A 14,471-nucleotide genomic window follows, 5' to 3' on the forward strand; every position below is an offset into this window, starting at 1 on the left:
GTCTGGTAGCATTAGCGGAGAGGACACACCTGTTTCCATGCCGAACACAGTAGTTAAGCTCTCCAGCGCCGATGGTAGTTGGGGCTTTGCCCCTGCAAGAGTAGGACGCCGCCAGGCATTATAAAAAGCTAAGGTACAACATTGTATCTTAGCTTTTTTTCTATATGAGAAATTTTTAAATTAGATTTTGCCTAATTAACGACTCAAGTAAATACTATTCACTTAAACTGATACTCCGACACAGCTAAAGCAGTGGGGTTATGAATCCATTGTCCTTCTTCCGACCGGCAGCCATAGTTTATGTTTTCATACGCTCGGCATTTAGGGTAATTCAGGATACTGAGACAATCAGAACTTTTACGGTTAAAGCAACCTCTGTTACCATGAACGGCCGCATCTTTTGGCTCTCGCAAGCAAGGTCCTAAACCGCCTATAGTATCGTCAATTAATCACTTTCGTTTATGATGTATCTGACCTTACTTTCATCCCATGCTTAAAGCGATGAGCTCTATCGTTCGTGAAAATCTGTAATTTAGTTTAAAATAAAAGGATATATATAGAAGTAGTGAGGAGGATAGTTAATGATTGAATATATAGATCAATTTTTTGGCGATAATTTTTCAACCATTATGGTTCGCGTACTTATTGCTTTACTCCTTTCAGGGTTAATCGGGTTTGAACGAGAATTAAAAAATCACTCAGCTGGATTTCGTACCCACATTTTAGTGGGAGTAGGTTCCTGTTTAATGATGCTATTATCCTTATATGGTTTTGAAGAATTTATTGGAGAATACGACAATATTCGTTTTGACCCAGCACGTATACCTTCTTATGTTATAAGTGGAATTGGGTTCCTTGGTGCTGGTACTATTATTGTAAATGGAATGACTATCCGTGGGCTAACTACTGCTGCTTCTATATGGACGGTTGCTGGATTAGGTTTAGTAGTAGGTGCTGGAATGTATGCTCCAGCAATGTTTACAACATTAATCATCTTGTTAAGTCTCGTTTTTTTAAACAACATTGAAAAGTTATTCACTAAAGCACGATCTTCCTATCTAATTGAAATTGTTGCTCTGCCTGATTTGAAAATAAATAATATTGTATCAATCTTTGAATCATATAATTTATCCATTAAACAAGTCGAAATCGAACGAGTTGATAACAATCTTCGTAATATATTTATTAAGATTTATCCAAATCAAGATTTAGATCGTGTATCACTGTTCGAAGAAGTATCAAAAATAAAACATGTCAAAAATATCATTGAGCGAAAATAATTTATTAAGAACCTTGCGATTAGTTATATCGTAAGGTTTTTTTCAGCAATTAAGCAAGCAACATGGCTGCCGATTGCGCAGCCACCATCTGTCATGAAAATGTTGTAATCGAATTTTCATATAAATAATGTTGAAAGGTTTTGCGAACACCAGGGACCTTATTTCTTACAAATCCCCTCTATTAACCATGATATATGTAAAGTAAGGGCTTCTGTGTCCGGATAAATTCGAAAAGGTAACTTTTTATAGAAATAGCGTCTCCTGTGTCCGCTAAAAATTAAAAAATTTTGAAAAAATTTATTTCGCTAAACCTCCGTTGCTCCGCAATGCGCAACCATCTGTTATGAAATTGAATTTGTAATAGAGCTAGAGAGGTGTTTTCATACAAAATAATAGATCCTTTGAATGCATAAGTGCAATTAAGGCTTATCTATATATATTAAGGGCTTGGCGATAAGCCAAGTTTTCTAATGTTTCATTTATCTTTAACTTGGCTAAAATATGTATAGAACATTGTATTTGCATAAGAATTAATTTAAAGTATAATAAAAATATAGTCAAAGTTAGTCAAAGTCAAAACTTAAAATTAAAAAGAGTTGGAAAGACATAAAAGGGTAAATCATAAGATGAAAGTGGGGGAGGGTATATGAGTAACATTTCAGATATAATTGAACAACATTTAAAGAAAATTCTGGAGGCTACTAGGCAGGATGCGATTGAGATTAAACGAAGTGAGATCGCTGATCAATTCCATTGTGTGCCATCACAAATTAATTATGTGATTAATACACGCTTTACAGTGGAAAAAGGGTATATAGTTGAAAGTAAGCGTGGTGGTGGAGGATATATCCGTATTATCCGGATTCAGCATCAGGACAAGTCTGAATTAATTGATGATATTATAGAGATGATAAATCCTCAAGTAACACAACAAGCTGCACTTGATATACTGGAAAGGTTGCTAGAAGAAGAAATTGTTACAAAACGTGAGGCGAAAATTATTTTAAGCACTATTGGCAGAAATACACTGGCATTTCAATTACCTTTACGAGACGAGGTTCGCGCCCGTGTGTTAACTTCAATGCTTTCGACTTTAAAATATTTAAATAAATAAAAGGGGAGAGAATATATGGAATGTCAAGAGTGCCATAAACGGCAAGCTACCCTTCATTTTTCGCAAGTTATTAACGGCAATAAAACAGAAGTACATGTTTGTGAAGTCTGTGCAAAAGAAAAAGGATATATGACATATCCTGAAGAAGGATATTCCCTTCATAATTTATTATCTGGTTTATTTAATTTTGATACTTCATCTATAGACAATCAAAAGGGCTCATCATATAAACAGGCACAAGATTTGCAATGTCCGCAATGTGAAATGACATTTTCTGAATTTAAACGTGTTGGTAAGTTTGGTTGCGCTGAATGCTACCGGACCTTCTCTGAACGTTTAGATCCAATTCTTCGTCGTGTGCATAGTGGTAATACGAAGCATCATGGCAAGATTCCTACCCGTAAAGGTGGAGATTTGCACATGAAGAAGGAAATAGAGTCACATAAGGCAGAATTACACCATTTAATTGATAATGAAGCTTTCGAGGATGCTGCAAAGGTTAGAGATAAAATTAAAGAATTGGAAAAACAGATGCGAGGTGATAATACATGACCTTACAAAACTTTATGAATGAAGCCATTAGCCCATGGATGAGAGAAGAAGGTCCTGATAGTGATATTGTATTGAGCAGCCGGATTCGGTTGGCACGTAATTTTGCAGATTATTCATATCCAATATTAGCTAATCAGAAAGACCTTCAAAGCATAAGTCAGTTTTTTCAGGATGAATACGAACATAAATCTTTTCAGGATTACCTGAATTTCGAATTTATACCTATTAGCAGTCTAAAACCAGTCGAAAAGCGTGTTCTGGTAGAAAAACATTTGATTAGTCCGCACTTAGTGGAGCATGATAATTCCGCAGCAACACTCATTTCAAAAAACGAACAAGTATCTGTTATGATAAATGAAGAAGATCACATTCGGGTTCAGCTTTATTTTCCCGGTTTCCAATTAAATAAGGCACTTGAAAAAGCTTTCGAATTTGATGATTGGCTAGAAGAAAAAATTGATTATGCATTTGATGAGAAACATGGCTATTTAACTACTTGCCCGACAAATGTTGGAACAGGGATGCGGGCTTCTGTTATGATGCACCTTCCGGCATTAGCATGGTCTCAGCAAATTAATCGGATGATACCGTCAATAAATCAGCTGGGCCTTGTTGTTCGTGGTATTTATGGTGAAGGCAGCGAAGCTATTGGAAATATATTTCAAATTTCCAATCAGATTACACTAGGGAAATCCGAAGAAGATATTGTTGAGGATTTACAAAGTGTTGTCCAGCAGTTAATTGAACATGAACGTAATGCTCGAAATAGAATAATGGATCAGTCGAGTACGAAATTAGAGAACAGAATCTATCGATCATACGGAGTATTGGAATATAGCCGAATATTGGAATCAAAAGAAGCAGCAAAGTGTCTATCGAATGTTCGGCTTGGAATTGATTTGGGAATTATAGAAAAAGTACCTCGTAATATACTTAGTGAGTTAATGGTTCTCACTCAACCTGGTTTTTTACAGCAATATGCAAAAAAGAATTTAACAGCGAGTGAGCGAGATGTATTTAGAGCATCATTAGTTCGTGAACGGCTGCAATTAGAGAAATAGGTAGGAGGAAATCGATATGATGTTTGGACGTTTTACAGAAAGAGCACAAAAAGTGTTAGCATTATCCCAGGAAGAAGCGGTACGACTGGGCCACAATAATATTGGCACAGAGCATATATTATTAGGACTTGTTCGTGAAGGTGAAGGCATTGCTGCAAAAGCACTGCAATCATTAGGATTAGAGGTTCCAAAAATACAAGAAGAAGTGGAAAAGCTAATTGGTGTAGGCAAACAACCAATGCAAACGATTCATTACACACCACGAGCTAAAAAAGTAGTCGAGTTATCTCAGGATGAAGCACGTAAATTAGGTCATTCTTATGTAGGAACGGAACATATTCTATTAGGTTTAATACGTGAAGGCGAAGGTGTTGCAGCACGTGTTCTGAATAACCTTGGTGTCAGTCTAAATAAGGCGCGGCAACAAGTACTTCAGCTATTAGGCAGTAACGAATCGCAAGCAGGTCGCCAGGGACGTGGTAATGCACAGGCATCAAGCGCGAACACTCCAACATTGGACTCACTGGCACGTGACTTAACTGTTAGTGCAAAAGAAGGAAATGTTGATCCGGTTATTGGTCGTGGGAAAGAAATTGAAAGAGTAATTCAAGTACTTAGCCGCCGGACTAAAAACAATCCTGTCTTAATCGGGGAGCCGGGTGTCGGTAAAACAGCTGTTGCGGAAGGATTGGCTCAGCAAATAGTCGATAATGAAATTCCAGAAACATTACGTGATAAACGTGTTATGACACTAGATATGGGAACTGTAGTTGCAGGAACCAAATATCGTGGCGAATTTGAAGATAGGCTTAAAAAAGTGATGGAGGAAATTCGTCAGGCAGGCAACATTATCCTGTTCATCGATGAATTGCATACATTAATTGGAGCTGGTGGAGCAGAAGGTGCTATCGATGCATCCAATATTCTTAAACCCGCATTATCCCGTGGCGAACTGCAATGTATTGGTGCCACTACACTTGATGAATATCGTAAATATATTGAAAAGGATGCTGCGTTAGAACGGAGATTCCAGCCAATTCAGGTAGATGAACCAACATTGGAAGAAACGGTTCAGATTTTGAAGGGGTTACGTGACCGCTATGAGGCCCATCATCGTGTGACAATTCCGGATGATGCTGTAGAGGCAGCAGCAAATCTGTCAAACCGTTATATTACAGACCGGTTTTTACCAGATAAGGCCATTGATTTAATTGATGAAGCAGGTTCTAAAGTTCGACTGCGCTCTTATACAATTCCGCCAAACTTAAAGGATTTGGAACAGAAACTGGAAGAAGTTCGTAAAGAGAAGGACTCCGCAGTACAAAGTCAGGAATTTGAAAAGGCGGCATCGTTACGTGACTCAGAACAGCGTCTGCGTGAAGAATTAGAAGAAACCAAGAGTAAATGGAAAGAAAAGCAAGGTCAGGAAACTTCAGAGGTATCTGTTGAAGATATTGCTAAGGTTGTTTCTACATGGACTGGTGTGCCTGTTTCTAATCTCACCAAAGATGAAAGTGACCGTCTGTTAAATTTGGAGAAAACATTACATGACCGTGTAATTGGTCAGGAAGAGTCCGTAAACGCAGTATCAAAAGCAATCCGCCGTGCTCGAGCTGGATTAAAAGATCCTAAACGCCCAATTGGGTCATTCATTTTCCTAGGTCCAACAGGGGTCGGTAAAACCGAACTTGCACGTGCGTTAGCTGAGGCAATGTTTGCTGATGAGGAAGCGATGATTCGAATTGATATGTCTGAATACATGGAAAAACATTCTACTTCCCGTCTTGTAGGATCCCCACCTGGATATGTAGGCTATGAAGAAGGTGGTCAGCTTACTGAGAAAGTACGAAGAAAACCATATTCAGTTGTATTATTAGATGAGGTTGAGAAAGCCCATCCAGAAGTATTCAACATCTTACTACAGGTACTTGAGGATGGTCGCCTAACTGATTCAAAAGGCCGTGTCATTGATTTTCGTAACACTGTTCTCATTATGACTTCCAACGTAGGTGCAGATGAGTTGAGACGGAATAAATATGTTGGTTTTAACTTGGAAGAAGAGAATCAGGATTACAATAATATGAAAACCAAAGTAACCGAAGAGTTGAAAAAAGCATTTAGACCAGAGTTCTTAAATAGAATTGATGAAACGATAGTATTCCATTCATTAGAGCGCAAACACATGAAGGATATTGTCACATTAATGATTAAACAATTGCAGCATCGTTTGAAACAACAGGAAATAGAATTCACGCTTACAGATAAAGCGGTAGAAAAGATTGCTAATGAAGGATTTAATCCTGAATATGGGGCACGCCCATTACGCAGATCCATTCAAAAGAATATAGAGGATTTATTATCTGAAGAATTGCTGAAAGAAACTATTTCAAAAGGTGAAAAAGTAAAAATAGGGTTAAATAACAAGGGAGAATTTACTGTCTTATCCTAAGAAAGCTCTAAATATACTGCAAAAAGCTGAAAGGGACCTCCCTTTCAGCTTTTTTAGCAGTTAAGAAAGTATAAATACTTTCTTACTGCATAAGGGCAACTAAGGCTTATCTATATTAAAGCTTGGCGATAAGCCAAGTTTTCTAAAGCAATGCTTAAAAGTTTATTGTTATTAACTAAAAAAAAGCTGAGTGCTATGACACCGCTTCGGAAATACACTTCGCTTTCCGTGGGCGGCTGATGAGCCTCCTTGCTCCTACGTCGCTGCGTAGTCTCATCTAGGCCTCAGTTCCCACAGGAGTCTACGTGTATTTCCTCCGCTGTTGACTGGAGTAGGAATCGCTATATAAATGTGTGACAGCACTACACTAGTCCGGGTGAGCGGAGGGCGGTGACTCCAGCGGGAACAGCACGTGTCCGAAGACCCCGCAGAGTGGTTTGCTCGAGGAGGCTAAGGCCGTGCCCTAAGGTGCGCATCCGCCCGTAGCGGTCTCGGACGGCGGGACGAGAGTTTATAAAGAGTTACTTCGCATTTTATATCTTTTGTGGCAAAAACAGCAATCTTACTAAAAGAGCATTAGCAGTTAAGAAAGCTCTTGCTCTTAACATAGCAAAACATCAGAATCCTTTTAGCGATTAGTCAGGTTTTCTAATTCATCACACTTAACAAGGAAAGATGTTAAACTAGTTATTGTGGCATAAGTATGTAAATTTTTTTGTTTAATTGATAGAATTCTGTAACCTTCATGTTACGTTTTTCGTATAGAATAGAAGGTGAACTGAAAGGGTTGAATCACATTGGCAAAACGGAAAGTGAAGTTTGTTTGTCAGGATTGTGGCTATGAATCTGCAAAGTGGATGGGTAAATGTCCAGGTTGTAATAATTGGAACACATTAGTAGAAGAAATTGAAGCATCAAATATGAAAAACAGACATACAGTAGGTGGGGAAGCAAAAGCTGCCCGTAAACCAGAGAGTATTACTGCAATTGATTCAGAGAAAGAACCCCGCATGACAACAACGATGAAGGAATTTAATCGTGTACTCGGCGGTGGTATTGTTCCAGGTTCACTAGCGCTAATTGGCGGTGATCCAGGTATCGGGAAATCCACATTACTTTTACAAATATCAGCCCAATTAGCTGAAAAGCAATTACCGGTTCTTTATATATCTGGTGAGGAATCTACTCGCCAAACCAAGCTCCGTGCAGACCGATTGGGAGTTAAGTCTGATTTGTTATACGTACTGGCCGAAACTAATTTACTTGATATTGCTAATCAAATTGAACAAATCAAACCGTCTTTCGTCGTAATTGATTCCATTCAAACTATTTTTCGCGAGGAAGTTACAAGTGCACCAGGGAGTGTATCGCAAGTACGTGAATGTACGAGTGAATTAATGAGGATTGCTAAAACAAATGGAATTCCAATCTTTATTGTTGGACACGTAACGAAAGAGGGTGCGATTGCGGGGCCACGAATGCTTGAACATATGGTTGACGCAGTTCTTTATTTTGAAGGGGAACAACATCATACACATCGTATTTTACGCGGAGTTAAGAATCGCTTTGGCAGTACACATGAAATGGGAATATTTGAAATGAAGGAAGAAGGGCTTAGAGAAGTGTTAAATCCTTCTGAAATTTTCTTGGAAGAACGCTCTCAAGGTACTTCAGGGTCAACTGTTGTTGCCTCAATGGAGGGGACAAGACCTGTTCTGGTTGAGATCCAGGCATTAATATCACCGTCAAGCTTTGGAAATCCAAGAAGAATGGCAACTGGAATTGACTCAAATCGTGTTCCATTGTTAATGGCTGTATTAGAGAAGCGTGTTGGATTAATGCTCCAGAATCAGGATGCCTATATAAAAGTAGCTGGGGGAGTGAAGCTTGATGAGCCAGCAATAGACTTGGCAATTGCAGTGAGCATTGCCTCGAGCTTTCGTGATCAGCCTACCAAGCCGGAGGATATTATTATTGGAGAGGTAGGACTGACAGGAGAAATAAGGCGTGTGTCCCGGATTGAGCAACGTGTACAAGAAGCGGCCAAACTGGGATTCAAACGGGTTATTTGTCCAAAGAAAAACCTGGAAGGCTGGAAAGCACCTGAATCGATACAGGTAGTTGGTGTTAATACTGTACAGGAAGCATTGGATATTGGATTGGATAGATAAGCAGTAATTCAGTTAAAAATAAATTGACAGACATAATGTCATGTGTTAAAATTTATGGTTTATTAAATTGACTGTTAATTGCAGTTATGCTATGGTTTAGTTGATATTATAAGTTTTTTACACTTCCAAGATTATTTTTATTTAGGGTTATTTTTAGAAAAATAGGTAATAATAAAAAGATAGGAGGTGACGGTGGTGCTGAAAAAGATTGTCCATTTATTTTTTATTATTAGTGGAGGTACCATTGGGTATTTATATATACCGGATATTATAGAATTATTAGATTTTACAGATGCAAGTTGGGTAGCATCCCCATATGTTGGTTTAGTTTTAGGTGCAATTATACTATCTCTTATTTCTTATTGGCTGGCTGATTATATTGTCGGATTATTAAGGTGGATTGAGGAGGCACTTATTAAAGTGCCTGTAGGTGACTTATTTTTTGGCAGCCTGGGATTAATTATTGGTTTAGTTGTTGCATATCTGATTAATATTGCACTGAAAGATATTGATATTGAGTTTGTTTCACAGGTAATTCCATTGTTTGTTACCATTTTACTTGGTTACTTTGGTTTTCAAGTTGGGTTTAGACGAAGAGAAGAATTCGTGAACTTATTAAATATTAGTAAAAAGGAACGCGAAAAGCGGACTGCAACTGATGGTGACTCTAGTGAGCAGACGCAGCCTAAGGCTAAAATCTTGGATACAAGTGTTATTATTGATGGACGTATAGCTGATATTTGCCAAACTAGTTTCTTAGAAGGAACCATTGTGATTCCGCAGTTTGTATTAGGAGAATTACAACATATTGCTGATTCATCAGATGTATTGAAACGTAACCGCGGAAGACGTGGATTGGATGTTTTGAACCGTATCCAAAAAGAATTGCCGGTTAAAGTTGAAATATACGAAGGTGATTTTGAAGAGATACAGGAAGTTGATAGCAAATTGATAAAACTAGCGAAAGTAATCAATGGTATTGTTGTTACGAATGACTTTAATTTGAACAAAGTGTGTGACCTTCAAGGTGTACACGTTCTAAATATTAACGATCTCGCAAATGCTGTAAAACCAGTGGTATTGCCTGGTGAAGAGTTAATGGTTCAAGTAATTAAAGATGGTAAAGAGCAAAATCAGGGTATTGCTTATTTGGATGATGGCACAATGATCGTTGTTGAAGAAGGCCGCGATTACATCGGTAAAACGATTGAGGTACTTATTACTAGTGTTCTGCAAACATCTGCAGGAAGAATGATTTTTGCTAAACCGAAATTACTTGAAAAAGCGCTGTAAAAAAGGTATAACTTATAGAGGATGGAAAAGTGATAACGTAATATGTTATCACTTTTTCTAAGTAGTTAAGAAAGTATAAATACTTTCTTACTGCATAAGCGCAACTAAGGCTTGGAGATAAGCCAAGTTTTCTAATACTAAATGTACTGTATACTTTATATATTGTTAATTAATAGAAAGGGGTACCCAACATGACAGATCAAGTTCGTGTTCGTTATGCGCCAAGTCCTACTGGTAATTTGCACATAGGAAATGCGCGGACGGCACTGTTTAATTACTTATATGCTAAGCATTTTGATGGGAAATTTATTATCCGTACGGAGGATACTGACGAGAAGCGAAATGTTGCAGGGGGAGAAGAGAGTCAGCTTAAATATTTAAAATGGCTTGGCATCGAATGGGATGAAGGTGCTGACATTGGTGGAGACTATGGCCCATATCGTCAGATGGAACGGTTGGATATATATGATAAGTACGTAGATGAATTGCTTGAAAAGGGATTAGCCTACAAATGTTATATGACCGAAGAAGAACTTGATCAGGAACGAGAAGAGCAACGTGCTAAAGGACAAGTTCCAAAATACTCTGGTGCACATAGTGATTTGACGGCAGAAGATATTGCCCAGTTTGAACAGGAAGGACGTAAGCCGAGTATTCGTATGCGTGTTCCTGCTAATCAGAATTATACATTTAATGATATTGTAAGAGGTAACATAAAGTTTGAATCAAGTGATTTTGGTGACTGGGTAATTGTCAAAAAAAGTGGCACACCAACATACAATTTTGCCGTTGCGATTGATGACCATTTAATGCGTATTTCACATATCTTGCGCGGAGAAGAGCATATTTCCAACACGCCTAAACAAATGATGGTATATGATGCCTTTGGATGGGAAGCGCCAAAATTTGGTCATATGACACTCATTTTGAATGAAGATCGTAAAAAGCTGAGCAAACGTGATGAGCATATTCTGCAATTTATTGAACAATATCATAATTTAGGCTATTTGCCTGAAGCATTATTTAACTTTATTACGTTGCTTGGCTGGTCTCCGGTAGGTGAAGAGGAAATCTTTAATAAAGAGAAATTAATTGAGATTTTTGATCCTGAGCGGTTATCAACGTCTGCGGCAATTTTTGATCAGCATAAATTAAAATGGATGAATAATGAGTATATTAAAGCAACTGATATTGAAAAAGTAATTGAGTTAGCAATGCCGCACTTGATTGAGGCTGGAAGATTATCTGAAGATATGGATGCTTCTACAAGGGAATGGGCAGAGAATGTTATCACATTATATCGGGAACAACTGCGATATGGAGCGGAAATCGTTGAATTAACGGAGTTGTTTTTCAAGGAATCAATTGATTACGATGAAAGTGCCATGGAAATATTGCAACAGGAGCAGGTACCTGAGGTATTGCAGGTTTTTACAGACAAACTAATCCATTTGGATGATTTTACGAAGGATTCTATTAAAGCAGAAATTAAGGCAACGCAAAAAGAAACAGGCCACAGAGGTAAAAAGTTATTTATGCCAATTCGAGTTGCTACAACTGGACAAGCACATGGTCCAGAGCTCCCAATGGCGATAGAATTATTAGGAAAAGAAATTATTTTAAGCAGATTAGATAAAGTGTTAAAAAAATTAAAAGCTTAATTAATTCACATCGAGCCGAAAATATAATATAGTAGTAATACAATATTGGAGCGTTGATAAGGAGAAGTAAAAAACGGATGACTTATCCAGAGAGAATCGCCTGAGGCTGCGAGCGATTTAAAGCATCGTTTTTGAAATGCACCTTTGAGCCCGTTATGGAAGAAATGTACATAACGGCGGTACTCTGCCGTTATTAGAGTATAAGTTGGGAGAACGATATCTCCAAACAGAGTGGAACCGCGCCAAAAGCGTCTCTGTGTATTGAATACACAGGGGCGTTTTTTTAGCAGTTAAGAAAGATTAAATAAATTCTTACTGCATAAGTGCAACTAAGGCAATTTAAAGTATAAGGGGTTTTAAGAAAGTAAAATACCTTTGATAAAACTCCTTAAACGAATGCCGAGTTATCTAATGCCAAATGGGGAGGAGGCGTTGTCATTATGGGATTTTTTAAACGAATGAAAGAAGATATGGATGTAGTCTTTGAACAAGATCCAGCAGCAAGGAATTATTTTGAAGTAGGTTTAACATACTCGGGGTTACATGCAATTTGGAATCATCGTATTGCTCATTTTTTCTTTAAGCGGAGGTTATATTTTATTGCGCGAGTTATATCACAAATTAGCCGTTTTTTAACTGGTATTGAAATACACCCTGGTGCGAAAATCGGCAGGAGGTTTTTTATCGATCATGGTATGGGAGTTGTGATTGGTGAAACCTGCGAAATTGGTGATAATGTTACCGTTTTTCAAGGGGTAACGTTAGGTGGTACAGGGAAAGAAAGAGGAAAACGTCACCCAACTATTAAAGACAACGCCCTTATTGCAACAGGTGCCAAGGTGCTTGGCTCAATAACCATCGGCGAAAGTTCTAAGGTCGGAGGTGGTTCGGTAGTATTAAAGGATGTACCTGATCACTCAACGGTTGTAGGGGTGCCTGGACGTGTAGTCGTTCAAAACGGTCAAAAATTACGTAAAAATCTCGACCACCATAAATTGCCAGATCCTGTAGCAGATCGCTGTGATCAGCTGCAAGAGGAAATTAACTCATTACAAGAAGAACTAGCCAAGGTGAAAGAAGGGAAGCAAAATGCCGATAACCATTTATAATACATTAACACGCCAAAAAGAAGTATTTAAGCCACTTAAAGAAGGTAGAGTCAGCATGTACGTGTGTGGCCCAACTGTCTACAATTATATTCATATTGGGAATGCCCGTCCTGCTATTGTTTTTGATACAGTACGAAGGTATCTGGAATATAAAGAATATCAAGTTGACTATGTGTTAAATTTTACAGATGTTGATGACAAGATCATTAAGGCTGCCAATGAGGTGGGCGAAGAAGTATCGGAAGTTGCGAATCGATTTATAGATGCCTATTTGGAGGATGTCGGTTCCTTGGGTGTAAAAAAAGCAACCTATAATCCACGAGTTACTGAGGCAATGAGTGATATTTTGACGTTTATCGAAACATTAATTGCAAAAGGGTATGCATATGAAGTTGAAGGAGATGTCTACTTTAAGCCTCGCTCATTTGATGGATACGGGAAGTTATCACACCAATCAATTGATGAATTGCGTTCAGGTGCACGTATAAAAGTAGGTGAGAAAAAAGAAGACCCGCTTGATTTTGCGTTGTGGAAAAAAGCAAAGGATGATGAAATAGCCTGGGAATCCCCGTGGGGACAGGGCAGGCCGGGCTGGCATATCGAGTGCTCTGCAATGGCCAAAAAATACCTTGCTGAAACAATTGATATCCATGCCGGTGGACAGGATTTGGCGTTTCCGCATCATGAAAATGAAATCGCACAATCTGAGGCAATGACAGGTAAATCTTTTGCCAAATACTGGATGCATAATGGGTATATTAATATTGACAATGAAAAAATGTCCAAATCGCTGGGTAACTTCGTATTGACGAGGGATATCATTCAGCAGCATGACCCGCAGGTGGTTCGGTTCTTTATGCTAAGTGTTCATTATCGAAATCCGATAAATTTTACTGAAGAATTGCTGGAAGGTGCTAAAAATAGCCTGGACCGTATTAAAAATGCCTATTTCAACTTGGATCATCGTAAACAAACAAGTATGGACATGGATAAAAATGCAGATCAGTGGCTGGAAAAAGTTACGAAGCTGAATGAACAATTTGAGGAATCAATGGATGATGACTTTAATACTGCAAATGCAATTTCGGTCTTGTTCGATTTAGCCAAAGAAGCTAATCTCTATCTGCAGGGAAAACACACCTCCATAAAAGTAATCGAAGCATTTCAAAACAGCTTTACCACTTTACTGGATGTGTTGGGTATTTATATTGAGCAGGAAGAGGATTTACTCGATGAAGAAATTGAAGCATTATTGCAAGAACGAGTGGAAGCCAGAAAGAAACGGGACTTTAATCGGGCAGATGAAATACGCGATAATCTAAAAGAGAGGAGTATTATTTTAGAAGATACTCCTCAAGGAACCCGCTGGAAAAGGGATAGTAATGAGTCTTGATGTAAAGCAAATGAAAAGTTTAGCTCTCGCTTACATGGGTGATGCTGTCTATGAAGTCCATGTAAGAGAGTATTTATTACAAACTGGTAAAGTGAAACCGAATCAGTTACATCGGTCGGCGATATCTTTTGTGTCGGCAAAGGCACAAGCTGCTGTTATATTATATTGGCTGGAAACGGAACTTCTTTCTGAAGAAGAGGAAGGAGTAGTTTCCAGAGGGCGTAATGCAAAATCTGGAACAGTCCCTAAAAATACGAGTGTACAAGCATATAATTATAGTACGGCGTTTGAGGCGTTAATCGGTTATCATTATTTGCAAAAGAATGGAAGCCGGTTAGACGAGTTGATAACACAAGCAATTCAATTCAGCGAAGGGAGGAAAGGCTAA

General features: G+C 38.3%; 11 protein-coding genes, 1 rRNA gene and 1 other annotated feature. All 12 genes read left to right on the plus strand.

Annotated elements, in window-relative coordinates:
- Position 1 precedes the first annotated feature (1 nt).
- Positions 2-117 (plus strand): 5S ribosomal RNA (rrf, locus tag BMY13_RS18265).
- Positions 118-581: 464 nt separating this feature from the next.
- Positions 582-1,280, plus strand: coding sequence for an MgtC/SapB family protein (locus tag BMY13_RS18270; RefSeq protein WP_092506382.1), 699 nt, complete (start codon positions 582-584; stop codon positions 1,278-1,280).
- Positions 1,281-1,926: 646 nt separating this feature from the next.
- Complete coding sequence (locus BMY13_RS18275; RefSeq protein ID WP_092506384.1) at positions 1,927-2,394, plus strand: CtsR family transcriptional regulator; 468 nt, start codon at positions 1,927-1,929, stop codon at positions 2,392-2,394.
- Between the two features lie 15 nt (positions 2,395-2,409).
- Entirely contained in the window at positions 2,410-2,946 is a 537-nt protein-coding gene (gene mcsA, locus BMY13_RS18280; RefSeq protein ID WP_092506386.1) for a protein-arginine kinase activator protein McsA, read from the plus strand.
- The gene (mcsB, locus tag BMY13_RS18285) at positions 2,943-4,007 is read left to right on the plus strand and encodes a protein-arginine kinase McsB (RefSeq protein ID WP_092506388.1); all 1,065 of its coding nucleotides are present in this window, start codon (positions 2,943-2,945) and stop codon (positions 4,005-4,007) included. The genes mcsA and mcsB overlap by 4 nt, the downstream gene beginning before the upstream one ends.
- A 16-nt stretch (positions 4,008-4,023) precedes the next feature.
- Positions 4,024-6,456: an ATP-dependent protease ATP-binding subunit ClpC gene (clpC, locus tag BMY13_RS18290; RefSeq protein ID WP_092494539.1), complete on the plus strand. Its 2,433-nt coding sequence runs from the start codon at positions 4,024-4,026 to the stop codon at positions 6,454-6,456.
- A gap of 797 nt (positions 6,457-7,253) precedes the next feature.
- On the plus strand, positions 7,254-8,627 hold the full coding sequence (radA, locus tag BMY13_RS18295; RefSeq protein ID WP_092494538.1) for a DNA repair protein RadA: 1,374 nt from the start codon (positions 7,254-7,256) through the stop codon (positions 8,625-8,627).
- Positions 8,628-8,822: 195 nt separating this feature from the next.
- Positions 8,823-9,920 (plus strand): PIN/TRAM domain-containing protein, encoded by a 1,098-nt coding sequence (locus BMY13_RS18300; protein WP_092494537.1) that lies wholly within the window; start codon positions 8,823-8,825, stop codon positions 9,918-9,920.
- 191 nt (positions 9,921-10,111) lie between these two features.
- Entirely contained in the window at positions 10,112-11,581 is a 1,470-nt protein-coding gene (gene gltX / locus BMY13_RS18305; RefSeq protein WP_092506391.1) for a glutamate--tRNA ligase, read from the plus strand.
- Between the two features lie 44 nt (positions 11,582-11,625).
- Positions 11,626-11,840, plus strand: a binding site (T-box leader).
- Between the two features lie 181 nt (positions 11,841-12,021).
- Positions 12,022-12,690, plus strand: coding sequence for a serine O-acetyltransferase (cysE, locus tag BMY13_RS18310; protein ID WP_092506393.1), 669 nt, complete (start codon positions 12,022-12,024; stop codon positions 12,688-12,690).
- The gene (cysS, locus tag BMY13_RS18315; RefSeq protein WP_092494534.1) at positions 12,671-14,083 is read left to right on the plus strand and encodes a cysteine--tRNA ligase; all 1,413 of its coding nucleotides are present in this window, start codon (positions 12,671-12,673) and stop codon (positions 14,081-14,083) included. The genes cysE and cysS overlap by 20 nt, the downstream gene beginning before the upstream one ends.
- The gene (locus BMY13_RS18320) at positions 14,073-14,471 is read left to right on the plus strand and encodes a Mini-ribonuclease 3 (protein WP_092506395.1); all 399 of its coding nucleotides are present in this window, start codon (positions 14,073-14,075) and stop codon (positions 14,469-14,471) included. Before cysS ends, BMY13_RS18320 begins: the two co-directional genes overlap by 11 nt.

It is taken from the genome of Virgibacillus subterraneus (assembly GCF_900110695.1).
Taxonomy (GTDB): domain Bacteria; phylum Bacillota; class Bacilli; order Bacillales; family Amphibacillaceae; genus Lentibacillus; species Lentibacillus subterraneus.